At 71.5% G+C, this 25091-nt stretch carries 28 protein-coding genes and 1 tRNA gene; 21 read left to right on the top strand and 8 right to left on the bottom strand.

What is annotated here, in order from left to right; translation table 11 throughout:
• Window positions 1-32: 32 nt before the first annotated feature.
• Complete coding sequence (locus ACZ4XX_RS17600; protein WP_468508787.1) at window positions 33-662, bottom strand: MarC family protein; 630 nt, start codon at window positions 660-662, stop codon at window positions 33-35.
• Between the two features lie 178 nt (window positions 663-840).
• Here ACZ4XX_RS17600 and ACZ4XX_RS17595 point away from each other — a divergent pair, with 178 nt between their 5' ends.
• Together ACZ4XX_RS17595 and ACZ4XX_RS17590 are read left to right on the top strand one after the other, a co-directional pair.
• Window positions 841-1257: a YciI family protein gene (locus ACZ4XX_RS17595; protein WP_468508786.1), complete on the top strand. Its 417-nt coding sequence runs from the start codon at window positions 841-843 to the stop codon at window positions 1255-1257.
• Between the two features lie 60 nt (window positions 1258-1317).
• The gene (locus ACZ4XX_RS17590) at window positions 1318-1860 is read left to right on the top strand and encodes a GNAT family N-acetyltransferase (protein WP_468508785.1); all 543 of its coding nucleotides are present in this window, start codon (window positions 1318-1320) and stop codon (window positions 1858-1860) included.
• 121 nt (window positions 1861-1981) lie between these two features.
• Here ACZ4XX_RS17590 and ACZ4XX_RS17585 read toward each other — a convergent pair whose 3' ends face one another.
• Complete coding sequence (locus tag ACZ4XX_RS17585; protein ID WP_468508784.1) at window positions 1982-3451, bottom strand: MFS transporter; 1470 nt, start codon at window positions 3449-3451, stop codon at window positions 1982-1984.
• Window positions 3452-3515: 64 nt separating this feature from the next.
• Between ACZ4XX_RS17585 and ACZ4XX_RS17580 the strand changes: the two genes are divergently transcribed.
• Both ACZ4XX_RS17580 and ACZ4XX_RS17575 read left to right on the top strand, forming a co-directional pair.
• Window positions 3516-4265, top strand: a complete 750-nt coding sequence (locus ACZ4XX_RS17580) for a TetR/AcrR family transcriptional regulator (RefSeq protein WP_468508783.1) — start codon at window positions 3516-3518, stop codon at window positions 4263-4265.
• A 134-nt stretch (window positions 4266-4399) separates the two neighbouring features.
• Window positions 4400-4687 (top strand): metal-sensitive transcriptional regulator, encoded by a 288-nt coding sequence (locus tag ACZ4XX_RS17575; RefSeq protein ID WP_030318196.1) that lies wholly within the window; start codon window positions 4400-4402, stop codon window positions 4685-4687.
• Between the two features lie 277 nt (window positions 4688-4964).
• Here the strand turns inward: ACZ4XX_RS17575 and wrbA are convergent, their stop codons facing one another.
• A complete protein-coding gene (gene wrbA / locus ACZ4XX_RS17570; RefSeq protein WP_468508782.1) occupies window positions 4965-5573 on the bottom strand; it encodes an NAD(P)H:quinone oxidoreductase in 609 nt (202 codons plus the stop codon).
• A 194-nt stretch (window positions 5574-5767) separates the two neighbouring features.
• Here wrbA and ACZ4XX_RS17565 point away from each other — a divergent pair, with 194 nt between their 5' ends.
• Window positions 5768-6403 carry a TetR/AcrR family transcriptional regulator gene (locus tag ACZ4XX_RS17565; protein ID WP_468508781.1) on the top strand — a complete coding sequence of 212 codons (636 nt, stop codon included), beginning with the start codon at window positions 5768-5770 and terminating at the stop codon, window positions 6401-6403.
• 136 nt (window positions 6404-6539) lie between these two features.
• Here the strand turns inward: ACZ4XX_RS17565 and ACZ4XX_RS17560 are convergent, their stop codons facing one another.
• On the bottom strand, window positions 6540-7334 hold the full coding sequence (locus ACZ4XX_RS17560; RefSeq protein ID WP_468508780.1) for a TetR/AcrR family transcriptional regulator C-terminal domain-containing protein: 795 nt from the start codon (window positions 7332-7334) through the stop codon (window positions 6540-6542).
• 111 nt (window positions 7335-7445) lie between these two features.
• Here ACZ4XX_RS17560 and ACZ4XX_RS17555 point away from each other — a divergent pair, with 111 nt between their 5' ends.
• The 5 genes from ACZ4XX_RS17555 (at window position 7446) to ACZ4XX_RS17535 (ending at window position 13943) form a co-directional block, all read left to right on the top strand.
• On the top strand, window positions 7446-9716 hold the full coding sequence (locus ACZ4XX_RS17555; protein WP_468508779.1) for an ATP-binding cassette domain-containing protein: 2271 nt from the start codon (window positions 7446-7448) through the stop codon (window positions 9714-9716).
• 169 nt (window positions 9717-9885) lie between these two features.
• Window positions 9886-10512, top strand: a complete 627-nt coding sequence (locus tag ACZ4XX_RS17550; protein ID WP_468508778.1) for an RBBP9/YdeN family alpha/beta hydrolase — start codon at window positions 9886-9888, stop codon at window positions 10510-10512.
• Between the two features lie 10 nt (window positions 10513-10522).
• Window positions 10523-11500, top strand: a complete 978-nt coding sequence (gene pip, locus ACZ4XX_RS17545; RefSeq protein WP_468508777.1) for a prolyl aminopeptidase — start codon at window positions 10523-10525, stop codon at window positions 11498-11500.
• A 42-nt stretch (window positions 11501-11542) separates the two neighbouring features.
• Entirely contained in the window at window positions 11543-12274 is a 732-nt protein-coding gene (locus tag ACZ4XX_RS17540) for an HhH-GPD-type base excision DNA repair protein (RefSeq protein ID WP_468508776.1), read from the top strand.
• Window positions 12275-12389: 115 nt separating this feature from the next.
• Window positions 12390-13943 (top strand): M28 family metallopeptidase, encoded by a 1554-nt coding sequence (locus ACZ4XX_RS17535; RefSeq protein ID WP_468508775.1) that lies wholly within the window; start codon window positions 12390-12392, stop codon window positions 13941-13943.
• Between the two features lie 77 nt (window positions 13944-14020).
• Here ACZ4XX_RS17535 and ACZ4XX_RS17530 read toward each other — a convergent pair whose 3' ends face one another.
• Window positions 14021-15613: a helicase HerA-like domain-containing protein gene (locus tag ACZ4XX_RS17530; protein WP_468508774.1), complete on the bottom strand. Its 1593-nt coding sequence runs from the start codon at window positions 15611-15613 to the stop codon at window positions 14021-14023.
• A gap of 96 nt (window positions 15614-15709) precedes the next feature.
• On the opposite strand from ACZ4XX_RS17530, the gene ACZ4XX_RS17525 reads away from it, so the two are divergent.
• Window positions 15710-16006: a type II toxin-antitoxin system VapB family antitoxin gene (locus ACZ4XX_RS17525; RefSeq protein WP_015034993.1), complete on the top strand. Its 297-nt coding sequence runs from the start codon at window positions 15710-15712 to the stop codon at window positions 16004-16006.
• 117 nt (window positions 16007-16123) lie between these two features.
• Window positions 16124-16753: a LytR C-terminal domain-containing protein gene (locus tag ACZ4XX_RS17520; RefSeq protein ID WP_468508773.1), complete on the top strand. Its 630-nt coding sequence runs from the start codon at window positions 16124-16126 to the stop codon at window positions 16751-16753.
• A gap of 100 nt (window positions 16754-16853) precedes the next feature.
• Here the strand turns inward: ACZ4XX_RS17520 and upp are convergent, their stop codons facing one another.
• The gene (gene upp / locus ACZ4XX_RS17515) at window positions 16854-17489 is read right to left on the bottom strand and encodes a uracil phosphoribosyltransferase (protein ID WP_024756127.1); all 636 of its coding nucleotides are present in this window, start codon (window positions 17487-17489) and stop codon (window positions 16854-16856) included.
• A 94-nt stretch (window positions 17490-17583) separates the two neighbouring features.
• Between upp and ACZ4XX_RS17510 the strand changes: the two genes are divergently transcribed.
• The 4 genes from ACZ4XX_RS17510 to ACZ4XX_RS17495 all read left to right on the top strand — a co-directional run bounded on the left by ACZ4XX_RS17510 (window position 17584) and on the right by ACZ4XX_RS17495 (window position 19256).
• Complete coding sequence (locus tag ACZ4XX_RS17510; protein ID WP_468508772.1) at window positions 17584-17793, top strand: hypothetical protein; 210 nt, start codon at window positions 17584-17586, stop codon at window positions 17791-17793.
• Window positions 17794-18088: 295 nt separating this feature from the next.
• Window positions 18089-18622, top strand: coding sequence for a tRNA adenosine deaminase-associated protein (locus ACZ4XX_RS17505; protein ID WP_329280992.1), 534 nt, complete (start codon window positions 18089-18091; stop codon window positions 18620-18622).
• Between the two features lie 62 nt (window positions 18623-18684).
• On the top strand, window positions 18685-19113 hold the full coding sequence (gene tadA / locus ACZ4XX_RS17500) for a tRNA adenosine(34) deaminase TadA (protein ID WP_468508771.1): 429 nt from the start codon (window positions 18685-18687) through the stop codon (window positions 19111-19113).
• A 55-nt stretch (window positions 19114-19168) separates the two neighbouring features.
• A tRNA-Ser gene (locus tag ACZ4XX_RS17495) sits at window positions 19169-19256 on the top strand.
• A gap of 138 nt (window positions 19257-19394) precedes the next feature.
• On the opposite strand, the gene ACZ4XX_RS17490 is transcribed toward ACZ4XX_RS17495, so the two are convergent.
• Together ACZ4XX_RS17490 and ACZ4XX_RS17485 are read right to left on the bottom strand one after the other, a co-directional pair.
• A complete protein-coding gene (locus ACZ4XX_RS17490; RefSeq protein WP_468508770.1) occupies window positions 19395-20108 on the bottom strand; it encodes a GAP family protein in 714 nt (237 codons plus the stop codon).
• A gap of 51 nt (window positions 20109-20159) precedes the next feature.
• The gene (locus ACZ4XX_RS17485; RefSeq protein WP_468508769.1) at window positions 20160-20519 is read right to left on the bottom strand and encodes a hypothetical protein; all 360 of its coding nucleotides are present in this window, start codon (window positions 20517-20519) and stop codon (window positions 20160-20162) included.
• A 922-nt stretch (window positions 20520-21441) separates the two neighbouring features.
• Here ACZ4XX_RS17485 and ACZ4XX_RS17480 point away from each other — a divergent pair.
• The 5 genes from ACZ4XX_RS17480 to ACZ4XX_RS17460 all read left to right on the top strand — a co-directional run bounded on the left by ACZ4XX_RS17480 (window position 21442) and on the right by ACZ4XX_RS17460 (window position 25018).
• Window positions 21442-21606, top strand: coding sequence for a hypothetical protein (locus ACZ4XX_RS17480; RefSeq protein WP_167346861.1), 165 nt, complete (start codon window positions 21442-21444; stop codon window positions 21604-21606).
• Between the two features lie 9 nt (window positions 21607-21615).
• Window positions 21616-21909, top strand: a complete 294-nt coding sequence (locus tag ACZ4XX_RS17475) for a Dabb family protein (protein WP_467711410.1) — start codon at window positions 21616-21618, stop codon at window positions 21907-21909.
• Between the two features lie 223 nt (window positions 21910-22132).
• Entirely contained in the window at window positions 22133-22975 is an 843-nt protein-coding gene (locus tag ACZ4XX_RS17470; protein ID WP_468508768.1) for an RNA polymerase sigma factor SigF, read from the top strand.
• A 235-nt stretch (window positions 22976-23210) separates the two neighbouring features.
• A complete protein-coding gene (locus tag ACZ4XX_RS17465; protein WP_468508767.1) occupies window positions 23211-24116 on the top strand; it encodes an RNA polymerase sigma factor SigF in 906 nt (301 codons plus the stop codon).
• 50 nt (window positions 24117-24166) lie between these two features.
• Entirely contained in the window at window positions 24167-25018 is an 852-nt protein-coding gene (locus tag ACZ4XX_RS17460; protein WP_468508766.1) for a hypothetical protein, read from the top strand.
• Window positions 25019-25091: the final 73 nt, after the last annotated feature.

The following is a 25091-nucleotide window of genomic DNA, read 5'->3' as shown; positions in this document are numbered from 1 at the left end:
GACTCGGGTACGGGCCCGGACGGGCCCCGGACTCAGTGGCGCACGTAGAGGCCCGGGACGCCCAGGTCCGCGAGGCCGTCCAGGACCAGGTCCACGCCGACGGCCGCGAGCAGCAGGCCGAGCAGGCGGCCGAGGAGCTCGATCGTGGCGTGGTGGGTGCGGCGCAGGACGCGGGCGAGCAGCAGGACGCAGATCAGGTCGAGCGCGATGACGGACACGTACGCGCCGACGACGGTCGAGCGCCAGGTGAACGAGTCGCGGGCGGCCGCCTCGATGAGCACGGCCGTCATGGCGAGCGGGCTCACCACGTACGGCATGAGCAGCTCGCGCACGCCGCTGACCAGGTCGGGGGCGTCCTGGTGGGTGGTGTTGGAGCCGAGGTGGAGACCGAGGACGAGCCCGACCGCGTAGATGAAGAAGATGACGCCGCCCGCGAGCTGGAGTGCCGGGGTGCTGATGTGGAAGACGTTCAGCAGCCACGGGGCCGTGATGCCCATGACCAGGCCGACGAGGACGGCGGCGGCGGAGGAGATGAGGGCGATGGTCCGCATCTGGCTCACGGGGTGGACCTGGGCGAGGCCGGCGAAGGCGAGGAGGACCTTCGGGGGGCCGACGACGGAGAAGAAGGTGATGAAGGCGGCGGAGTAGCTGAAGGCGTTCACACCGGAATCATGGTGCGGGCGGGTGATTTCTCCGGTTTTCCCGGCCTGTGTCCGCGCGGTGTCGAGAACCGGCCCTCCGCTCCGACTGTCCTGCGAGAGGCGGTGCGGAGAAGTACCGCAGCACCCCCGCCGAAGGCGGGGAACCCGCCGGACAAGACGTGAGGACGAGGAGGACGTCATGAAGTACCTGGTGATGGTGCAGGGCAGTCAGGCCGACTACGAGGCCATGGTGGGTCGCCCCACCGACAGCAGCCCCGCGTGGACCAAGCCGGACCTCAAGGCGATGTTCGCGCACATGAACGCGATCAACGAGGAGCTGTCGGCGAAGGGCGAGATCCTTGACGCCCAGGGCCTCGCGGCCCCGTCCACGGCCCGGTTCGTGACGGTGGACGGCGACGGCAGGCCGGTCGTCACGGACGGCCCGTACGCGGAGACCAAGGAGGTCGTCGCGGGCTACTGGCTCCTCGACTGCGCCTCCCTGGAGCGCGTGACGGAGATCGCCGCCCAGGTCGCCCGCTGTCCGCAGCCGGCCGGCGCCCCGGAGTACGCGGTGGTCATCAGGCCGGTCGACGAGACAGGTCCGAGCCAGGACTGACCGCACGAGCCCGCTCGCCCGCACCCGGTACTGTCCGTGCCGGGTGCGAGGATCGGCCGCGTGCCTAACGGATCCCTCACTCTTCGACAGTTCACGGCTCCGCAGGACGTCTCCCCCGAGCTGCGGAACGAACTCCTCGACTGCTGGATCGAGGTGACCAACGCGGGTGGGGCGGCCGGCTTCCCCTTCCCGCCGATCGACGCGGACCTGGCCGGCCCCGCCATCGACTTCCTCGTCTCGGGACTCGCCCCCGAGACGAGCCGGCTTCTGGTCGCGTCGATCGACGGCGACCTCGTCGGATGGCTGAACGTCCGCCGCGACGACCACCGGCTCGTCGCGCACTGGGGGACGCTCCACCACGTCCAGACCCGGACGGGTCTGCGCGGGCGCGGGATCGGGGCCGCCCTCGTGCGTGGCGTACGGGAGATCGCCCGCGACGAGATGGGACTGGAGCAGCTCCGTCTGGCCGCGCGCGGTGGCGTCGGTCTCGAGACGTTCTACGGGCGGCTGGGGTGGCGGGAGGTCGGGCGCTGGCCCGGGGCGCTTCGGCTGGCGCCCGGGGACGACCGGGACGAGGTCCTGATGATCCTGGCCCCCCTCTGATCCCGGCCCACTCTGAACCTGGCCCCACTCTGCACCCGGCCCCACTCTGGACCCGGCCGGCTCCGAACCTGGCCCGACCCTCGCTGAACCCGGCCTTTCCCGGCCCCGGACCCGGCCCAGGTCAGTGCATTCCGTGCGGGCCGCCCGTCGTGTGGGGGCGGCCCTTCGGAACGAGGAGCGGGGACGCGAGCGCCGCGGCCGCCGCCGTCACGGTGCAGAGCGTGTACGCGGCGGTCAGGCCGGCCGGGGTGGTCGTGGCGGTCAGGGTGGTCGTGGCGGTCAGGGCGAGGGTGGAGACGAGAGCGACGCCGATGGAACCGCCCAGCTCGTGGAAGGTGTTCACGACGCCGGAGGCGAGGCCCGCCTCGTCCGGGGCGATCAGGCCCAGGGCCGTCGTCGTCGCCGTGACGAAGACCGCGCCGAGGCCGAGCGACGCCGTCGCGAGGGACGGGAGGAGCGTGCTCCAGGGGCCGGACGCGGGGTCGAGGAGGACCAGTGGGAGACAGCCGAGGGCCGCGACCGTCAGGCCGCCCGTCGCGCAGACGCGCGGACCGGCCGTGCTCACCAGGCGGGAGCCCAGGTGGGCACCGATCGCCGTGGTGAGCGCCACCGGGAGGAAGAGCAGGCCGGTGCGGAGGGCGTCGAGGCGGTGGACGTGCTGGAGGTGCATCGAGCCCAGGAAGAAGAACGAGATCAGGAGCGCCGTCGCGACCAGCATGAGGAGTGAGCCCGCGACGACCGGTCGCCGGGTGAACATCCGCAGGTCCATCAGCGGGGTGCGGGTCCCGTGTTCGGTCGCCGCGAAGGCTCCGTAGAGCACGAGCGATCCCAGGAGGGGCAGCAGCGTCTCCGGCGCCGTCCAGCCGGAGTCGCCCGCCGTGACCAGGCCGTAGACGAGTGCGCCGGTCGCCGCCGTGACGAGGAGGGCGCCCGGGACGTCCAGTCCGCCGCGGCGCTGCGTGGGCTTCGGCGTCGCCGGTACGAACCGCGGCAGGGTCACCAGGACCGCGAGGCCCACCGGGACGTTGACGTGGAAGATCCACGGCCAGCCCGGGCCCGAGGTGAGGGCGCCGCCGAGCAGGACGCCCACCGCCGATCCCGTACCGCCGACGGCCGCCCAGGCGCCCAGCGCCCTGGGCCTCTCCGTGCCGTGGAACATCGTCGTGACCAGGGCGAGGGCCGCCGGGGAGAGCAGTGCGGCGCCGATGCCCTGGGCGATCCGGCCGCCGAGCAGGACGCCGGCGTTCGGCGCGAGGCCGCAGGCCAGGGACGCGGCGGTGAAGAGGACCAGTCCGGCGAGGAGGACCCGGCGGGCACCGAGGGCGTCGGAGAGCCGTCCACCGAGGAGCATCAGCCCGCCGAAGCAGAGGGTGTACGCGGTGACGACCCAGGTCAGGGCGGTGCGCCCGAGGTCGAGGTCGGTGGCGAGCGCGGGCAGCGCGACGTTCACCACGGTCACGTCGAGGACCAGCATGAACTGGGCCGCGCAGATCAGTGCGAGGGCCTTCCAGCGGCGGGGGTCCGGCTGCGGGCGGCCGTCGGGCCGGTCCGGGGCATGGGTGTCGGAGGGTGCGGGGGTGTCGGTGGGCATAACTGAACTGTACGGCACAGTACAGTTGAACTCAACAGTACAGTTGGGAGAGTAGGGTGAGCCCATGGACGCCCAGCCCGCGCCGGCCGCCGAACCCGCACCGGCCGCCGAACCCTCACCGGTCGCCAAGCCCGCCCCCACCGGCCCCCGCGCCGCCCGCAAGCGACAGGCGATCGTGCGGGCCGCCCGCGACCTCTTCCTCCGCGAGGGCTTCGGCGTCGGCATGGACGCCATCGCCACCGAGGCCGGCGTCTCCAAGGTGACCGTCTACAACCACTTCGGCAGCAAGGAAGCCCTCTTCACCGCCGTCGTCGCGGGCGCCCTCGACGAACCGCTCGGTGAAGGCGGCCGAGGCGGCGAGGGCGGCGGGCCGCCCGCCGAGGGCCGGACCGACGGGCCCGATCTCGCACGGCTCGTCGACGCCGACGGGCCCGAAGCGCTCAAGGCCGCCCTCACCGACGCCGGCCGCGCCTGGGGCCTGGCCGTACGCGCCGACACCGAGGGGCGCGCCCTGCGCACCCTCGTCGCCACCGAGGTCCACCGCTTCCCCGAGCTGGGCCGCGCCTGGCGCGCGCACGGCCCGGCCGGCCACCACCCGGCCGTCGCGAACGCCCTGCGCACCCTCGCGGACCGGGGCCTCCTCGACATCCCCGACCTGGAGGTCGCCGTCCTCCAGCTGTACTCGCTGCTGGTCTTCCCGCAGATGGTGTTCGAGCAGTACGGGACCGAGATCGGCGAGGAACTGGGCGAGCGCCTCGTCGTCGACGGGGTCGAGACGTTCCTCCGGCGGTACGCGCCCGCATCCGGGACCTGACCCGCCCGCGCGCTCCCGACCGGGCCGCGCGCCCTCCTCCACACGCCCGTTTCCGGACGCAGGTGTCATCCTTGGTCTTCGACGGAACCCCGCGCGGGGAGTAAATTACCCCCTGGGGTATCTAAGGAGTAGCTGTGGAACTGGATCTCGCTGGTGCGGAGCTGAAGTCGGTACTGAACCGGCTCCGCCGGGCTCAGGGCCAGATCTCCGGCGTGATCCGGATGATCGAGGAAGGCCGCGACTGCGAGGAGGTCGTGACCCAGCTGGCCGCCGCCTCCCGGGCCCTCGACCGGGCCGGGTTCGCGATCATCGCGACCGGCCTCCAGCAGTGCCTGACCGACGTCGAGGACGCCCGCCGCAACGGCGAGGACCGTGACGCGATGCGCGCCCGACTGGAGAAGCTCTTCCTGTCGCTGGCGTGACCGCAGCCCGCCGGCGAGATCACAGCTCGCGGACGTGACCACCGCTCACCGGCGAGATCACCGTTCGCCGAGGTGACCACCGCACACCGACGCGACCACCGCTCGCCGAGGTGACCACCGCACACCGACGCGACCACCGTTCGCCGAGGTGACCACCGCCCTTCGAGACGCGGACGCGCGGACGTACCCCCGGGGGAGATCCCCCGGGGGTACGTCCTTCGTGGTGGCCGTTCACGGGTGCGGCCGTCGACCTTCGCGGCGGCGGCCGTCGGTGCGATCAGTCGGTCGCGAGGCCCTTGAGGCGCTTCGCGATCGTCGTCAGACGCCGGCCCTGGTAGCGGGCGGCCGCGAGGACGTTCTCCTCCGGAGCGCCGTTCGCGCCCGGGTGGGCGGTGCCGTACGGGTTGCCGCCGGCCGCGTAGACCGCCGGGTCCGTGAATCCGGGGGAGACGATCACCGAGCCCCAGTGGTGGAAGGTGTTGTAGAGCGCGAGCAGCGTCGACTCGTTGCCGCCGTGCAGGTTGTGGGCGCTGGTGAAGGCGGTCGCGGGCTTGTCCGCCATGACGCCCTGCTGCCACAGGCCGCCCGAGGTGTCGATGTACTGCTTCAGCTGCGCGGCCACGTTGCCGAAACGAGTAGGGGAGCCGAGCGCGTACGCGTCCGCCCACTCCAGGTCGTCGAGGGTGGCGACCTCCACGTCACCGGTGGCGTCCACATGGGCGCGCCAGGCCGGGTTCGAGTCGATGGCGGCGGCCGGGGCGAGCTCGGGCACCCGGCGCAGCCGTACCTCGGCGCCCGTCTTCTCGGCGCCCTCGGCGACGGCCTGGGCGAGCTGGTGGACGGCACCCGTGGCCGAGTAGTAGATGACGGCGACCTTCACGGACATGGCGATCTCCTAAGCGGATCAGTTTCCGTTTCAATGACAGGAGCCTAAACGGATTGCTATCCGCTTTGCAAGGGGAACAGGTATGCTCACATCGAGGGCTACCGGAACGGGGAGACGGGGCGCGAAAAGGGAAACAGCGCGATGCAGCGCGCGACGGGGCGCCCGGGTGGCGCACCAGGAACAGGAGTCGGCAGATGAGCACCGAGATTCCGCGGGCCGGAGGCACGGCGGCACCCCTGCTCGGCCTTCTCCCCACCGTCGGAGCCCCCGCACCCGAGCGCGCCGACGCCGCCCGCAACCGGCGCAAGATCCTCGACGCCGCCGCCCGGATCGTCAGCGAGGACGGCCCCGAGGCCGTCACGATGAACCAGGTCGCCCACGCGAGCGGCATAGGCGTCGGCACGGTGTACCGGCGCTTCGGCGACGTCTCCCAGCTCCTGTGGGCGCTCCTCGACGAACGCGAGCGCCAGTTCCAGGAGGCGTACATGAGCGGCCCGCCGCCGCTCGGGCCCGGCGCCCCGGCCGACGCTCGGCTCGACGCCTTCCTCGACGCGCTCGTCGACCGGGTCGGCGAGCAGCGCGAGATCCTGCTCGCCGCGCACTCCGCCGCCCCCCGCGCCCGCTATCACAGCGGTGCGTACCGCGTGATGCACACGCACGTGGCCCTGCTCATCGGGCGACTGAGGCCCGGCTCCGACAGCACGCTCCTCGCGCACCTGCTGCTCGCGCCGTTCTCGCCGGACGTCATGCACCATCTGACGGCCGAGCAGGAGCTGTCGGCGGACCGCCTCAAGGCCGGGGTACAGGAGCTGCTCCGACTGCGGGCCTGAGCCCCGCGTCGACCAACCCGCGCCTGCCCCCCGCGTCGACGAACCCGCGCCGGCCCCCCGCGTCGGCAGCCACGGATCAGCAGCCCCGGATCGGCCACCCCGCGTCGACCGCCCCGGGTCGACCACGCCGGGCCGGTCAGACCCCGCCCAGTGCCCCCAGGCCGTCCAGCACCCGCGCCAGACCGAAGCGGTACGCGTGTTCCGCGTCGTACAGGCCGTCGTACGCGATCGCCGCCGCCTCCCCCACCCGGGTCGCCAGCGGGAACCTCGCCTGGTCCAACGCCCGGGCCAGCAGCGGCTCGTGGGCGTCCCACCACTCCCCGTCCGACATCGCGGTCTCCCGCTCCACGGCCCGCGCGTCCAGCTCCGCCCGGGCGCCGGACTGGACGAAGCCCAGGACGTACGTCAGCGCCGAGTCCCTGGCCACGTCGTCGAGGCCCAGGCCCTCGAAGGCGCCGAGCTCGTACTCGTACTTGGCCATCACGCCAGGTCCCAACGGGGCGCGCACGATGCGCAGTTCGACCAGCCACGGGTGGCTCAGGTGCAGCGCCCGGTTCGCGTCCGCGACCGCCGTGACACGGGGCCGCCAGGACTCCTCCGGGCGGAACGCCGGCCGGTCCATGCGCAGGAAGACGGCGTCCAGCATGAGGTCGAGGAGCTCGGCCTTGCCGGGGACGTACGTGTAGAGCGTCATCGGGGTCACGCCGAGGTGCTGAGCCACGGCCCGCATGGTCAGCGCGTCGAGCCCGCCGGCGTCCGCGAGGGCGAGCGCCGCGTCGACGACCGCGTCGACCGTGAGGCCCTGCCTCGGCCCGCGGCGCCCCGCCGGGGCCTCCGAGCCGTCGCGCCACAGGAGCTCCAGGGTGCGCGCCGGGTCGCCCGCGCCGCTGCTGCTCCTCCCGCTGCCGCTCTTCCCCTTCGCTGCCGTCATGCCGCTTCCGTTCACTCGCGTTCTCGCAGGTCAGGATAGCTCCCGCTTACTTTATACGCTGTATAGAGTACCCTTTCCGAGCACACAGGACGACCACCGGAGGGCGCACGCATGAACCACCCCGTCGCAGCGGACAGCCACCACGTCATCCAGGTCCGCGGGGCCAGGGAGAACAACCTCAGGAACGTCGACGTCGACCTCCCCAAGCGCCGCCTCACCGTCTTCACCGGAGTCTCCGGCTCCGGGAAGTCCTCACTCGTCTTCGGCACCATCGCCGCCGAGTCGCAGCGCCTGATCAACGAGACCTACAGCGCCTTCCTGCAGTCCTTCATGCCGTCGCTCGCCCGCCCCGACGTCGACGGACTGCACAACCTGAGCGCCGCGATCGTCGTCGACCAGGAGCGGATGGGCGCCAACTCCCGCTCCACCGTGGGCACCGCCACCGACGCGTACACGATGCTGCGGATCGTCTTCAGCCGCCTCGGCACCCCGCACGTCGGCACCTCGGGCGCCTTCAGCTTCAACCTGCCCGAAGGCATGTGCCCGCGCTGCGAGGGCACCGGCCAGATCTCCGACGTCGACGTCGACGAACTCGTCGACCGCACCAAGTCCCTCAACGAGGGCGCCATCACCGTGCCGGGCTACGCCGTCGACTCCTGGATGTGGCAGATCATGGCCCACTCCGGCTTCTACGACCCCGACAAGAAGCTCGCGGACTTCACCGGACAGGAGTGGGAGGACCTCCTCCACAAGCCGTCCTGCAAGGTGAAGGTCGGCACCAACAACTTCACCTACGAGGGCCTCGTGGTGAAGCTCCAGCGGACCGTCCTCGCCAAGGACCGGGAAGCCATGCAGGCCCACATCCGCGCCTTCGTCGACCGGGCCGTCGGCTTCCGGACCTGCCCCGAGTGCGAGGGCGCCCGGCTCACCCGGGCCGCGCTGTCCAGCCGAATCGACGGGGTCAACATCGCCGAATGCTCGGCGATGCAGATCAGCGACCTCGCCGCGTTCGTCCGCCGGATCGAGGACCCTTCCGTCGCCCCGCTCCTCACCGGCCTGCGCGAACTCCTCGACTCGCTCGTCGAGATCGGTCTCGGCTACCTCTCCCTCGACCGCTCGTCCGGCACGCTCTCCGGCGGCGAGGCGCAGCGCGTGAAGATGGTCCGCCACCTCGGCTCCCCGCTCACCGACGTCACGTACGTCTTCGACGAGCCGACCACCGGGCTGCACCCGCACGACGTCCGCCGCATGAACGACCTGCTCCTGCGGCTGCGCGACAAGGGCAACACCGTCCTCGTCGTCGAGCACAAGCCCGAGGTCATCGAGATCGCCGACCACGTCGTCGACCTCGGCCCGCGCGCCGGGACCGCGGGCGGCGAGATCTGCTACAGCGGAAACGTTCCCGGACTGCGCACCTCCGGCACCCTCACCGGGAACCACCTCGCGCACCGGGCCAAACTCCGCACCGAGGTACGGGTCCCCAGCGGCGCGCTGAGCATCACCGGCGCGACGCAGCACAACCTCAAGGACGTGAGCGTCGAGATCCCGGCGGGGGTCCTCACCGTCGTCACGGGCGTGGCGGGCTCCGGCAAGTCCTCCCTCATCCACGGGAACCTGCCGGGCCGCGAAGGCGTCGTCGTCGCCGACCAGTCCCCCATCCGGGGCTCGCGCCGCTCCAACCCCGCGACCTACACCGGGCTCCTCAGCCCCATCCGTACGGCCTTCGCCAAGGCCAACGGAGTCAAGCCGGCCCTCTTCAGCGCCAACTCCGAGGGCGCCTGCCCGCGCTGCAACGGCCTCGGGCTCGTCTACACCGACCTCGCCATCGCGGCGGGCGTCGCATCGGTCTGCGAGGAGTGCGAGGGGAAGAGGTTCACGCCCGAGGTCCTCACGTACCGGCTGGACGGGAAGAACATCCACGAGGTCCTGTCCCTGTCGATCGAGGAGGCGTACGACTTCTTCACCGGCAAGAGCCAGGCCCGCACGATCCTCGGCCGCCTCAAGGACGTCGGCCTCGGATACCTCCGTCTCGGGCAGCCCCTGAACACCCTCTCGGGCGGCGAGCGCCAGCGCCTCAAGCTGGCGATCCACATGGCGGAGAAGGGGGCGGTCTACGTCCTCGACGAGCCCACCACCGGGCTCCACCTGGCCGACGTCGACAAGCTGCTCGCCCTTCTCGACCGGCTCGTCGAGGCCGGCAACACGGTCGTCGTGATCGAACACCACCAGGCGGTGATGGCACACGCGGACTGGCTGATCGACCTGGGTCCCGGGGCGGGGCACGACGGTGGGCGGGTGGTCTTCGAGGGGACGCCGGCGGAACTGGTCGAGAAGGGCGACACGCTGACGGCACGACACCTCCGCGAGTACGTGGCCGGCTGACCTCACAAGCCGTGCGGGGGCGCCCCCTCACTGGAACCCGCCTCCCCCACACGGGCCGCGCCCGCAGGGGGGGGCGCCCCGGCGGGACGGAACGCGGCACGTGGGGGGCTCGCGTCCAGCCGGTGGAACACGGTGGACCCCGCCGCACGTGCGCCCGCAGCATCTCCGTATGACCGACCCCTCCAAGACCTTCCTCGTCCTGCACGGTTTTCAGAACCGGCGGCCCCCCGAGCACTGGCAGCACCGGCTCGCCCGGCAGCTGCGGGACCGCGGGCACGACGTGCGCTATCCGCAGTTGCCCGAGCCCGACGCCCCCGTGCTCGGCGACTGGCTCGATGCGTTGGACGAGCACGGCGCGCGGCCCGCCCGGGGTGAGTTCGTGGTGCTCGCGCACAGCCTGTCCGTGCTGCTCTGGCTGCGGGCGGGGACCCGTCGGCCGGCCGCCGACCGGGTGCTGCTCGTCGCCCCGCCCTCGCCGTCCGTCACCGCCTCGATCCCCGAGATCGCCGCCTTCGCCGACGGGCTCGATCTGGCGGAGGCCGGGCAGGCCGGGCTCGGCGCGCGTCTCGTGTACGGCGACGGGGACCCGTACTGCCCCGGCGGCGCCGACCTGCACTACGGCCGCCCGCTCGGCCTCGACATGGACCACGTACCGGGCGGGGAGCACCTCAATCCCGGTTCCGGGTACGGGGAATGGCCCTCGCTCCTGGAGTGGTGCGAGGACCCGGCGGTGCGGATCAAGGGTCACCGGGCCCTGTCGTCGCACTCCCGCCAGCCCCGCGACGACAGGACCTAGGCTCGGTCGGATGTACTCCGACAGCACCGCACCGTACGACCAGGGCCTGCTCGACGTGGGCGACGGCAACCGCGTCCACTGGGAGGTCTCCGGCAACCCGGAGGGCCGGGCCGCGCTCGTCGTCCACGGCGGCCCCGGTTCGGGGTCCTCGCCGCGCAGCCGGCGCTTCTTCGACCCGGAGGCGTACCGCGTGGTCCTCTTCGACCAGCGCGGCTGCGGCCGCTCCACCCCGCACGCGAGCGACCCGGCCGCCGACATGGGTGTGAACACCACCGCGCACCTGGTCGCCGACATGGAGCGGCTGCGTGAGCACCTGGGGATCGACCGCTGGCTGCTGTACGGCGGTTCCTGGGGCTCCACCTTGATCCTGGCGTACGCGGAGGCGTACCCGGAGAGGGTCACGGGGATCGTGATCGCGGCCGTGACGACCACGCGCCGTTCCGAGACGGCCTGGCTGTACGAGGGTGTGGGGCGGTTCTTCCCCGAGGCCCATGAGCGCTTCCGGGCGGGGGCCGGCGGGGCCGCGGACCTGGTCGGCGCCTACGCGGCCCTCATGGACCACCCCGACCGGGCCGTGCGGGAGAGGGCCGCCGCCGACTGGTGTGCCTGGGAGGACGCGGTCCTGTCGATGGAGGGCCAGGGCACCCCGTACACCGACCGGGTCGACGACACCCGGCTCGGCTTCGTCCGGATCTGCTCGCACTACTTCGCGCACGGCGCGTGGCTGGAGGAGGGGGCCCTGATCCGTGACGCCCACCGGCTCGCCGGCATCCCGGGTGTCCTGATCCATGGCCGGCTCGACATGGGCGGGCTGCTCGGCACCGCCTGGGAGCTGGCCCGGGCCTGGCCGGACGCCGAGCTGCATGTCGTGGAGACCGCCGGTCACCTGGGCGGGAAGGAGACCGGGGAGCTGATCCTGGCCGCCCTGGACCGCTTCGCGATGCGCCTCCCCCTGCTCGGGCGAAGCCCTGAGCTCGGGGGAGGGTGAGTCCACCGGGCGAGCGGCGGGCCGGGGCGGGATGATCGAGGTATGAGCCCCGTCTCCAAGAGCTCCAGGACCTCCGCGGCCTCCACGGCAGCCTCCCAGGCATCCCAGGGCTCCAAGGCACCCCAGGCATCCAGGAGCCCCGGCGCCGCCTCCTCGCGCCGGGGACACCCCGAGATCCATCTCGCCCAGCAGGCGGAGGCCGACGCGCTGCTCGGCCGGTCGCCGCTGGCCGCGCTGGTCGGCATGCTGCTCGACCAGCAGGTGCCCATGGAGTGGGCCTTCTCCGGGCCGTACACCATCGCCCGGCGGCTCGGCGCGGACGATCTCGACGCGCACGAGATCGCCGCCCGGGACCCGGAGGAGTTCGCCGCGCTGCTCTCCGAGAAGCCGGCCGTGCACCGCTACCCGGGGTCGATGGCCCAGCGCGTACAGCAGCTGTGCGCGTTCCTCGTCGAGGAGTACGGGGGCGATGCCGAGGCCGTCTGGGCGGACGCGGCGACCGGGAGGGAGCTGCTCGGTCGCCTCCAGGCGCTGCCCGGCTTCGGCAAGCAGAAGGCGCAGATCTTCCTGGCCCTGCTCGGCAAGCAGTACGGGGTGCGGCCGACGGGCTGGCGGGAGGCGGCGGGCGAGTACGGCGAGCAGGGCTCGTACCGTTCGGCCGCCGACATCACGGGCCCGGAGTCGCTGGTGAAGGTGCGGGCCCACAAGCAGGAGATGAAGGCCGCCGCGAAAGCCGCGAAAGCCGCCAAGGAGTCCAAAGCCGACGGGAATTGAAAATTCCAGATTTCAATCCTGCTCTATGTGACAGGAATTGTGGAGAAGGTGTTCACAGGATGCCCTGTCGATCGCTAACTTCCCCTCAACCTCGTCCGTAACGGGAAGGACTTCTGTGAACGCTACCCAGCGCCGGGCCGCGGCCGTTCTGGCCGCCGCCGCCCTCGCCACCCCGCTGGTCCTCGCCTCCCCCGCCACCGCGGTGAAGGACCCCACGGCCGCACCCGCCCGCGATGCCGCCAGGCTGGCGAAGAAGCTGGTCCGCGAAACCACTGGCCAGGACGCCTACAAGCACCTGCAGAAGTTCCAGGCGATAGCCGACTCGGCCGGCGGTCACCGCGCGGCCGGCACGCTCGGGCACGACGCCTCGGCCGCGTACGTGTACCAGCAGCTCAAGAAGGCCGGCTACGAGGTCTCGTACGAGCAGTTCGACTTCATCTACACGGAGACGCTCGCCGAGAAGGTCTCCGTGGAGGCGCCCACGCCGCGCGCCGTCGAGATCCACGCCATGACGTACACCAAGTCCACCCCGGTCGGCGGCATCAAGGCCGACCTGGCCGCCGTGCCCGTCGACGCCGACGGCACCACCGGCTGCGAGCCGGGCGACTACGCCTCCGGCACCTTCACCGGCAAGGTCGCGCTCATCAAGCGCGGTGGCTGCTCCTTCGCGATCAAGCAGCAGCAGGCCGCCGCGGCCGGCGCCGCCGGCGCGATCATCTACAACAACATCGACGGCGCTCTCTCCGGCACCCTCGGTGAGCCGGCCGCGGGCAAGATCCCGACCGGCGGCGTCACCCTGGCCGAGGGCGAGAAGCTGGCCGCCGACCTCGCCAAGGGCGCCGTCAAGCTCTCCTTCGAGATCCGCCAGCTCCAGGAGAAGCGGATCACGAACAACGTCATCGCGGAGACCAAGGGCGGCAACGCCGCCAACACCGTGATGCTCGGCTCGCACCTCGACTCCGTCACCGCGGGCCCCGGCATCAACGACAACGGCTCCGGCTCCGCCGGTCTCCTCCAGACGGCCCTGGAGCTCGCCAAGTCGAAGGACAAGGTCCGCAACAAGGTCCGCTTCGCCTGGTGGTCCGCGGAGGAGAACGGCCTCCTCGGCTCCGACCACTACGTCAAGAACCTGACCGCGCTCGACAAGAGCGAGATCAAGCTCTACCTCAACTTCGACATGATCGCCTCGCCGAACTACGGCCTGTTCGTCTACGACGGCGACAACTCGGACAACGTCGGCGAGGGCGCCGGCCCCACGGGCTCCGCCCAGCTCGAGCGCGACATCACCGACTTCATGACCTCGCGCGGCCTCCCGCACGAGGGCACCGACTTCTCCGGCCGTTCCGACTACGGCCCGTTCATCAAGGTCGGCATCCCCTCCGGCGGCACCTTCACCGGCGCCGAGGGCATCAAGACCGCCGCCCAGGCCGCCAAGTTCGGCGGTACGGCGGGTGTCGCGTACGACGTGAACTACCACGCCAAGGGCGACGACCTGAAGAACATCAACATGAAGGCCTTCGACGCCAACATCAAGGTCATCGCCAACGCCGTGGGCACCTACGCCCACGACATCTCCTCGCTGCGCAAGCCGGTCGTCTCCACCCCGACCACCGGCGGCGAGAGCAGCGGCGGCGGCCTGCACAGCGACCACCACGAGGTCACCGAGTAGTCGGGCGGGCTCCGCCACCTCCTACGGCGGGGCCACGCCCCTGCGGCAGGGCCACCTCCTACGGCGGGGGCACCGGGCTACCGCCTGCGGCGGGCGGTGCCGAAGATCGAGCGGCTGATCTCCCGGCCCAGCTGGGTGCCGATCGACCGCGCCAGGGACGTGAAGATCCCACTGCCCACCACCTGATCGGCGAGGGAGGGCTCCGGCTTCGGAGCCCTCCCTCCGCCCTGCTTCCCGGCCTTCCCCGCCTTCTCCGCCTCCTCGGCGGCCGCCGCGTCGAGCGCCGCCGCCTCCGCCGCCCGCTGCTCGGCGGTCAGCCTCTCGTACGCCGACTCGCGGTCCACCGCCTCCGCGTACCGCCCGTAGAGCGGCGAGCCCTTCACCGCCGCGTCCAGGGCGGCCGCGTCGATCGGACCCATCAGCGACTCCGGCGCCCGCAACCGGGTCGCCGCGACCGGGGTCGGGGCACCCTTCTCGCTCAGTACGGTGATCACCGCCTCGCCCGTACCGAGGCCCGTGAGGACCTCCTCCAGGTCGTACGGCGAGTTCGGGAACGTCCGTACCGTCGCCTTCAGGGCCTTCGCGTCGTCCGGGGTGAAGGCACGCAGCGCGTGCTGCACCCGGTTGCCGAGCTGCGCGAGCACGTCCGAGGGCACGTCCTTCGGCGTCTGCGTCACGAAGAACACGCCGATCCCCTTCGAGCGGATCAGCCGCACCGTCTGGGTGATCGACTCCAGGAACGCCTTCGACGCGCCCTTGAACAGCAGATGGGCCTCGTCGAAGAAGAAGACCAGCTTCGGCTTCTCCAGGTCGCCGACCTCCGGCAGCTCGGTGAAGAGATCCGCCAGCATCCACATCAGGAAGGTCGAGAAGAGCTGCGGCTCGTCCTGCACCGCGGGCAGTTCCAGGACCGAGACGATCCCGCGCCCGTCCGCGGCCGTCCGCAGGAACTCGCCCGTGTCGAACTCCGGCTCCCCGAAGAAATCGCCCGCGCCCTGCTGCTCGAAGGCCGTGATCGACCGCAGGATCACCCCGGCCGTCACCGTGGAGAGCCCGCCGATCCCCTTGAGTTCGGCCTTCCCGGTGTCCGAGACCAGGAAGGCCACCACCGCCCGGAGGTCCTTCAGGTCCACCAACTCCAGGCCCTTGGAGTCGGCGTAGTGGAAGATCAGGCCGAGCGACTGCTCCTGCGTCTGGTTGAGCTGGAGCACCTTCGACAGCAGTACGGGGCCGAAGCCGGTCACCGTGGCACGCACCGGGATGCCGGGGCCGGTCCCGCCGAGCCCGTAGAACTCGCAGGGGAAGGCCGTCGCCCGCCACTCCTGGCCGACCTGGGCGGCCCGCTCCCGGACCTTCGCGCCGTCCTCGCCGGGGGCGGAGACCCCGGAGACGTCGCCCTTGATGTCGGCGAGGAAGACCGGCACGCCGTTCGCCGAAAGCTGCTCGGCGATCAGCTGGAGCGTCTTCGTCTTGCCGGTGCCGGTCGCGCCGGCGACCAGTCCGTGCCGGTTGAGCACGGGCAGCGGGATGCGGATCGGCGCGTCCGGGTGACACGCGCCGTCCCAGAGCAGTGCCCCCAGATCGAGTGCCGCGCCCTCGAAGGCGTACCCGGCGGCGATCCCGGCGGCGGGGCCGCCCAGCGCGGCCGGTGGCTGCTCGCTCACGCTCATCACGGCACCCCAATTCCGGTTTGTCACGGTTCGCACCAGCATCCCACTGCCCGTGCATGGCTGCGCCGGGAGCCGCTCGCCCGGTAGGCTTTCCGTGTGATCTTCAAGCGCATCGGAAACGGAAAGCCGTATCCCGACCACGGCCGGGAAAGCACCCGGCAGTGGGCGGACGTCGCCCCGCGCCCGGTCCGCCTCGATCAGCTGGTCACCACCAAGGGCCAGCTGGACCTGGAGACGCTGCTCGCCGAGGACTCCACGTTCTACGGCGACCTCTTCGCGCACGTCGTGAAGTGGCAGGGCGATCTCTACCTCGAGGACGGACTGCACCGCGCCGTCCGCGCGGCGCTCCAGCAGCGCCAGGTGCTGCACGCCCGCGTCCTGGAAATGGACTGAGACGGCGCCGACCGGCCCCGCACCCGCTGACCCTTTCGGGGTCAGTTCGCCCCCATCCGGACGCGATCACATGATCATCAAGTAGGCATCGCCGACGGGCGGCATTACGCTGCGTTCATGAGCATGCTCACTCCCCCCGGAATGGGCGGAAAGTACCGCATCACGGGGGACGTCTACCCGCGCATGCGCCGCCCCCACCGCCGGCGCAGGATCATCCTCGCGTCCGCCGCCGCCGTGGTCGTGCTCGGCGCGGCCGGCTGGGGCACGCTCCAGCTCGTCGACGTCTTCTCCGGCGACGAGGGCACCAGGGCGACGGCCGGCAAACAGGCCGACTGCAAACCCGTCGCCCGGGCGACGACCGCACCCGCCGCCGCCCTCCCCAAGCCCGCGCAGATCACGGTCAACGTCTACAACGCGACCCCGCGCAGCGGGCTCGCCAAGACGACCGCGGACGAGCTCAGGAAACGCGGCTTCAAGATCGGCAAGGTGGGGAACGCGCCCGCCGCCTACGACAAGAAGGTCCCCGGCGCCGGTCTGCTCCTCGGCGCCACGACCGCCGCCAAGGGCGCCTTCCCGGTCCTCGGCACCCAGCTCGCGGGCGCCACGACGAAGACGGACACCCGGGGCACGGCGGACGTGGACCTGATCATCGGGACCGCCTTCAAGAACCTGTCCCCGAAGACGACGGCGGACGCGGCCCTGGTCGCCCTGACCAAGCCCGCGCCCGTACCGACAGGAAAGTGCTGAGGCCTCACGCGGCCGAGCCGGCTGTGCCCCACGGGGCAGAGCCGGCTCTGCGCTGCTCGGCGGAGCCGGCTGGGCTCTGTTCGGCGGAGCCGGCTGGGCTCTATTCGGCGGAGCCGTACATGCGGTCGCCCGCGTCGCCCAGGCCCGGAACGATGTAGCCGTTCTCGTTGAGACGCTCGTCGACCGAGGCCGTCACGACGGTGACGGGGGTGCCCGCCAGCTCGCGCTCCATGATCTCGACGCCCTCCGGGGCGGCGAGGAGCACGACCGCGGTCACGTCGTCGGCGCCGCGCTTGATGAGCTCCCGGATGGCCGCGACGAGCGTGCCGCCGGTCGCCAGCATCGGGTCAAGCACGTACACCTGGCGGCCCGAGAGGTCCTCCGGCATCCGCGTGGCGTAGGTCGACGCCTCCAGCGTCTCCTCGTTGCGGATCATGCCCAGGAAGCCGACCTCGGCGGTCGGGAGCAGCCGGACCATGCCGTCGAGCATGCCGAGCCCGGCGCGCAGGATCGGGACCACCAGCGGACGCGGGTACGACAGCTTCACGCCGGTCGTGGGCGTGACGGGGGTCTCGATGTCGACCTGCTCGGTCCGGACGTCCCTGGTGGCCTCGTAGGCGAGCAGGGTGACCAGCTCGTCGGCAAGCCGACGGAAGGTCGCGGAATCCGTGCGCTTGTCGCGCAGCGTGGTGAGCTTGTGGGCGACCAGCGGGTGATCGACGACGTGGAGACGCATGACTCAACAGTAGCCCGCCGCGCACTGGCGTCGACCCACGCCACTGGGGGAAGGTGGGTGGCACGGGGACCCAGCGATGGGGTTGGAGTGGCCCATGCCGCACCTGGAAGAACCGGCTGACGGCGCCGCCGAGGGGGCGGCCCGTGGACCGGTACAGGAGACCGACGCGGAGCGCCGCAGGCGCCGCGCCCAGTTCCTCCGTGAACTCGGCGAGGCGAAGGCGCTGCGCGAGCGCGTCCAGCCGCGACGCGCGCGGGCGGCCCGGATGCGCCAGGCCATGCGCATGCGCACCTTCCGCTGGTGAGAAGTCCGTCGGAAGCCCGCCACGAACCCCCCGGACGCCCTGTGGGGCCTGCCGTGCCCGGCCTGGGCTCCTGCCCGCTCCGTCCCCGCCCGCGCCCCCGCCCCGTCCCCTTGTGCGCCCCCTGCGTGCGCCGGGGTCGCACGCCCGCCCGATCGCGGGGTCGTTCAGACTGATGCACGACGCAAGAGCCGAAGACCTCTCCTGCGGGCGCCGTATCTGTCACGATGCCGATTGGGCGGGGCATCAGGAGCGCGCCGCCGGATCGTCACACCTCTGATCAGTGGGAGAGAGTCAGGTGTACTTCGCCGCACTGCTCGCGCGCACCGAAGACGGGTGGGAAGCGAGCGACACGGAGCTCGACGACGTGGAGACCCTGTCGGATCTGACCGAGCTTGCCCGCGAGGCCTCGGACGACGACACGGTGATCGTCTTCATCGAGCAGGAGGACGCGTGGTTCGGGATCGTACGGATCGAGGGTGAGGAAGACCCTCGCATCTACGTCTCGGACGGCGCCGCCGCCGCCCGTTCCTCGTACGGGGAGATCCTCACCCGGGAGATCCTCGGCGACGACCTGGACGACATCGTCGACGAGCTCGAATCGCTGGACCTGGACGGTACGGAGGACGGGGAGCCGCTCGACGGCGACACGGACGACGACGAGGAGACGAGCGTCGCGGCCGAGGCCGTGCCGGCCGCTCCCGTCGGCGACCGGCTGATCCTCGCGGACCTCGGCATGCCGCCGGCCGATCTGCTGGCGCTCGAGAGCGACGCGCTCGCGGAGATCGCGGACGCACTGGGGGCCGCCGAGGTCCTGGAGGCCGTCCGCTAGTGGCACGCGCTGTACCTGTCGTACCTGTACCCGACCCCGTTCGGGACCCCTGGCGGGACGCCATGCGGCTCGCCATCGCCGAGGCCGACGCGGCCCTGCCGGCCGGTGACGTACCGGTCGGCGCGGTCGTGCTCGGCCCCGACGGCGCCGTGCTCGCCCGCGGGCACAACGAGCGCGAGGCGACCGGTGACCCCACCGCGCACGCCGAGGTGCTCGCCCTGCGCCGGGCGGCCGCGGCGACCGGGGAGTGGCGGCTGACGGGCTGCACGCTGGTCGTGACCCTGGAGCCGTGCGTCATGTGCGCGGGGGCACTCGTCCAGTCGCGGGTCGACCGGGTGGTGTTCGGTGCGCCGGACGAGAAGGCGGGCGCGACGGGTTCGCTCTGGGACCTCGTACGCGACCGTCGGCTCAACCACCGGCCCGAGGTGATCCAGGGCGTGCTCGGCGAGGAGTGCGCGGAGCAGTTGACGGCTTTCTTCCGCACCCGCTGACCTGCTGCGGGATACGGATTTCATCGCAGCGCCAGTTTCGGCTAAGCTCTCTCTCGGTAGCGTGTCCGAGCGGCCGAAGGAGCTCGCCTCGAAAGCGAGTGTGGCGCAAGTCACCGAGGGTTCAAATCCCTCCGCTACCGCCAGCAGGAACCCCCCGATCCGTGGAAACGGATCGGGGGGTTCTTCTTTTGCCGCCTGCCGGTGACGCGGCTGGGCCTGGGCCGGGACCCTGGCAGCGCCCTGGCCCTCCGTCAGTCGGAGTCGCCCGGTGTCGGTCGGATTCAGTCGGCGGAGAGCAGGGCCATGATCCGGTCGTACGCCGTGCTGTTCGACAGCAGGATGAAGCCCGCGAGGGCGATGAGCCAGGCCGTGTTCTCCCGGGCGTTGTCCCTGAGCCAGATGTCGATCCTGCGCAGCGGCCGGTGGACCGCGCCCTTCGAGACCAGCCGGGCCAGGGTCACGAGCACGGCCGGGGCGACCATCACCAGGCAGTGGACCGCCAGGACGGCCGCCCGGGACGGCCACGGCAGCGCCGATTCGCCCAGGGTTCCGATCGCCGCCAAGTAGGGGAACATCGTGGCCGCTTCGAGGAGGACGGCCAGGATGGAGACGGTGACCAGTCCCTTCGCCGTCGAGGACCGGCCCACCGCCTGTTCCCGCCGGCGGGCGAGCCGGCCGGAGCCGGGCCTCTCCCGGCGCAGCAGTCCGTACCAGGCGGCGAGAACGAGCAGCGCGCCGCCCACCGCCCCCATCGCCGTGTCGCCGGCCGGTGACTCCAGCGCGGCCTCCAGGTCCTCGCGTACGGCCGCCAGGGAGCTCAGGAGCACCAGGCCGAGCACGAGGTAGCCCAGCGAGACGAGGGCGAGGTAGCCGAAGACACGGCCGATCCGCAGCCCCGACGGCATGAGCAGGAACCAGACGGGGACGGCGATCGTGGACACACCGAGGGAGTCGAGCAGGGCGAGGGGCAGGACCTGGCCCAGGACGTCGCCCACTACCCGGCTCCGGGGGGCCACACGTCCGGCGCGGTGCCGGGCGAGCCGAACTCAGAGTTCGGGCCCGCCGCGGCGCTTCCGCGCCTCACGCTCCACCTCCTGATCGAACTCCCGCACCATCTCCCGGTCCCGGTCACGCTCGTGGTCCCGGTCATGGTCCCTGCCGCTGATGCCGTCCCGGCCCTCGTCCCTGGCGCGGTTCCGCGAACCGAGGCCCAGGTCGGCGCGCAGCTCCTCGACGAAGCCCTTCGGCCTGCGGCGGCGTGTGCTCTCCAGGAGTTCGATTCCGCCGATGACGACCAGGACGATTCCCAACGGGCGTCCCTTGAACCAGCCGAATTCGAGATCCGGGAAGAACAGGGCGAGCACTCCGCCCGCAATGATCGCCGCGAGGCCGAAGATTCGCTTCATGCCTGTGAGCCCCCCTGGTGCATGTCTGCGCTCGGTAAAGAAACCGCCAACTTGCCTGCACGTTACGCCCAATGACGAGCTCGACACCAAGGTCGATGGCCGAATGGCGGGGACCAGGCCGAAAACCGACTGCCGGGGCGGGCCGTCCGGTCACCGGAGGCCGGGACGGGGCCGCCAGGCGGGCTCCACGCAGCTACGGGCGCCCCCGCGGTACCACTCCGCGCCGTCGAGAAGACTCCGCCAAGGGCCTTCGGACGCGTCAAAGGGCCACGGCGAGTTCGTTCGGTCGCGGTCCGCCGCATTCCACGAAGTACCGAACGAGGAGATGCCGAATGTCTTCCCGAAGAGAACGAAACCCACGGAGCAGCGAAACCCACGGACGAAACCCACGGACGAAATCCACGGAGCGGAACGCACGGACCGGACGCACCGAGCGGAACGCACCGAGCGGAACGCGCGGAGCGAGAGCCTCGTCGCCGATTCCCGGGAGGGTGAGGGGAAAAGGGACGGCTCGATTCCGGGAGGCGCGTACGACTCGTGGCGGAAGCCCGGCCGGGGCGGAGGGCCAGGACCGGGCGGAGGGCCAGGACGGGAGGGGGAGGGTTAGGACGGGGAAGGGCTAGGACGGGGGGGAGCGGCATCGGGGGGACAAGCCGCTCCCCCCGATGAGAACCGGTCCTACAAGTCCTGCGCCGCAGTCAGGGGGAAGCTCGCGGCGCGGACCCCGCAGTGCGGGCCGGTTCCAGGAGCCCTTCCGATTCCTGCCAGATCCTCCGGGCTCGACATCCATCCTGCTGCGCCGTCACTCTTCCGGGGGGCGGCGAAAGGCCCCGATCACCGGGTCCTTGGTCCATAAAGCCTCGGTTAGAGTGGCGCGGTCGTACGGCGGGGGAACAGGCGGGGGAACAGGGGAGGGCTGGCAATGGCGCAGGCGAAGAAGGTCGCGCTCTACGCGGTCTCGGTCTTTGTGCTGTACACGATCATCACGTCCCCTGCCCGGGCCGCCGATCTCGTGCAGGTAGGGTTCGAGGGCATTTCCAGCGCCGCCCAGGGTGTCGGCGAGTTCATGACCGAACTCATCAACTAGGAGCCCTTCGTGATCCGCCATCTGGTCCTCTTCAAGCTCAACGAAGGTGTCGCACGCGACGAGCCGCGTGTCGTCGCCGGTGTCGAGGCGTTCCGCGCCCTCGGCGACCAGATCCCGGAGCTGCGCTTCTGGGAGTGCGACTGGAACATCACGGACCGGCCGATCGCGTACGACTTCGCCATCAACTCGGCCGTCGAGGACACCGACGCGCTCCAGCGCTACCTGGACCACCCCGCGCACCAGGCGGGTGTGGCCCAGTGGCGCGAGTTCGCCACCTGGGTGATCGCGGACTACGCGTTCTAGTCCTCGGTCGACGCCAGGCCCCCCGCCGTCGAGGTGGGGGGCTTTTTCGTGTGTGATTCCACGCGTGACCTCCCCTTTTTCCGTCAGTATGCCCTCAACACGTCACTATGCGGTGCTTGCACACAGTGGACATGTCTTGTGATGCTATGACCGCTTTTGACGGATGAGTTGACCGTAGTTGACCCAGTCGACCAGCAAGACCAGCCAAAGGGGTGGCGTGAACGTGCCGGCCAGTACAGCGCCTCAGGTCCCGCCCCAGCACGAGGCGGGCGCGGAGGCTCCGCGCCCGCGCCCCCAGAGCACCCGTGGCGCCGACACCCGCGCCCTCACCCAGGTGCTCTTCGGGCAGCTCAAGAACCTGGAACCGGGCACTCCGGAGCACCACCGGGTGCGCGGGGCCCTCATCGAGGCCAACCTGCCGCTCGTGCGGTACGCGGCGGCCCGCTTCCGCTCCCGCAACGAGCCGATGGAGGACGTCGTCCAGGTCGGCACCATCGGCCTCATCAACGCCATCGACCGCTTCGACCCCGACCGCGGCGTCCAGTTCCCCACGTTCGCCATGCCGACCGTCGTCGGCGAGATCAAGCGGTACTTCCGCGACAACGTCCGCACCGTGCACGTGCCCCGCCGCCTGCACGAGCTCTGGGTCCAGGTGAACGGCGCCACCGAGGACCTCACGACCGCCCACGGCCGCTCCCCCACGACCGCCGAGATCGCCGAGCGGCTGCGGATCGGCGAGGACGAGGTGCTCGCCTGCATCGAGGCCGGGCGCTCGTACCACGCGACCTCCCTGGAGGCCGCGCAGGAGGGCGACGGGCTGCCCGGACTGCTCGACCGGCTCGGCTACGAGGACCCCGCACTGGCCGGCGTCGAGCACCGCGACCTCGTCCGGCACCTGCTCGTCCAACTGCCCGAGCGGGAGCAGCGGATCCTGATGCTGCGCTACTACAGCAATCTGACGCAGTCACAGATCAGTCAGGAACTCGGCGTCTCCCAGATGCATGTGTCAAGGCTCCTCGCCCGCAGCTTCGCGCGTTTGAGATCCGCAAACAGAATCGAGGCGTAGCTGAATCGGGTAGACCGGTTCGGAGCAGTTCTGCGGCGCCCCAAATGCCGTGCACCCCTTGTTTCCTGCGGATATGCACCCTCAGCTTGTCGACATGTCACTACAGCGTGTTGCCGACATGTGACATTCTGCTGGAACCGAGTTTGCCGCAGCCCCGCCGCCGGTATTCAGGTGGTGGCTGCGTTCCTCAGATGGTCGCGGCCACCGCGACCGTCCGCGACCTCAAGGGGGTGGCATGTCCACAGAACTGGGCAGCTCGAAGGTGCTCACGCTCACGCCCGTTCCCGTGCCCACGCAGACGACGGCGCCGACCGCGACCGACAGCGCGCAGGCCACGCCTCCGCCGATGCCCGTCACGTCGGGAGCCCTCGACACCCGCACCCTCTCGCGCTCCCTCTTCCTGAGGCTGCGCGCCCTCGACACCGAGGGCGCCGCCGCGGACAGCCCGGAGCGGACCTACGTCCGTGACACCCTCATCGAGCTCAACCTCCCCCTCGTGCGCTACGCGGCGGCCCGCTTCCGCTCGCGCAACGAGCCGATGGAGGACATCGTCCAGGTCGGCACCATCGGCCTGATCAAGGCGATCGACCGCTTCGACTGCGAACGGGGCGTGGAGTTCCCTACGTTCGCGATGCCGACGGTCGTCGGCGAGATCAAGCGCTTCTTCCGCGACACCTCCTGGTCCGTCCGCGTCCCGCGTCGGCTCCAGGAGCTGCGCCTGGCCCTCACCAAGGCCAGCGACGAGCTCGCGCAGAAGCTCGACCGCTCCCCCACGGTGCCCGAACTCGCGGCCGTACTCGGGGTGTCGGAGGAGGACGTCGTCGACGGCCTCGCCGTGGGCAACGCGTACACCGCCTCCTCGCTCGACTCGCCCTCGCCCGAGGACGACGGCGGCGAGGGCTCCCTCGCCGACCGCCTCGGCTACGAGGACACGGCGCTCGAAGGCGTCGAGTACCGCGAGTCGCTCAAGCCGCTGCTCGCCAAACTCCCGCCCAGGGAGCGGCAGATCATCATGCTGCGCTTCTTCGCCAACATGACCCAGTCGCAGATCGGCGAGGAGGTCGGCATCTCCCAGATGCACGTCTCGCGGCTGCTCACCCGCACCCTCGCCCAGCTGCGCGAGGGCCTCATCGCCGACTGAGTTCCGCGAAGGGCTCCCTTGTTGACGGATCGTCAGACACACTGGCGGTCATGAGGCGACGGAAGCCCGTACTCATGGCGGTGGCGCTCTGCCTCGGCGGGGCGCTGACCGCCTGTGGCGGCGGAGGAGACCGAGAGGGCTACGCGGCGGTGGGCGCCGGCCCCTCCCCGGGAGCGGCGGGCACCCCCACGGGCGCGGTCGCCCTGGTGCCCCTGGACGGCCCCACGACGAGCGGGGACACGTCCAGTACGTCGTCCCCTTCACCGGCACCGGGCACGGACCCGGGCGGACCGGCCGCGCCACCGCCGGGGGACGGCACCACGCCCCCCTCGGGCACATCCGGGTCCTCCGGGACCGGATCGGGTACGGGGTCCGGCCCGGCCCCGACGACCGCGCCGGCCGACTCGGGCTCAGGTACGGACTCAGGTACGGGTACGAGCTCGGGTGCGGGCTCAGGCTCCGGCGGCACGTCCTCGCGCCCCGGCACCGGCACCCCTCCCCGTACACCCTCCGCCCCTCCCGCGAAGCCCGCGCCCGGCACCACCTCCCCGGCACCCCCCGCGACCCCGGCGCCCACGCCGACGCCCGCCCCCGGGCCCGCCGTGGTCACCGTCTCCGCCCCCGTCCTCGCCGACGGCGACCGGCGCTGGTGCGAGAAGGTGACGGTCACCTTCCGGAACAGCGGGGGAACCGCGGCCCGTTCGGGCACGGTCACCTTCGCCACCCATGTCATCGGAGCCCTCGGCGTCGACTGGGCGACGCTCACGTCCACCCGGCCGCTGCCCGCGCCGATCGCCGCGGGGGCGGCGCGGACGGAGACGTACACCGTGTGCGTGGACTCCTGGCGGGTGCCGCTCGGGATGCGGATCGACACCCGGAAGGTCTCCGCCACCTGGCGGTGACGGGGAAGCTCACCCCGGTCAGGCCCTCCGAGAGCTCCCACTCCGTCGCTCCCTGAGCGCGCGAAAAGAAAGG

Source organism: Streptomyces sp. NPDC029956, from assembly GCF_055574655.1.
Note: the sequence above shows the minus strand (reverse complement) of the source record. Positions and strands in the feature narration are given on the sequence as shown.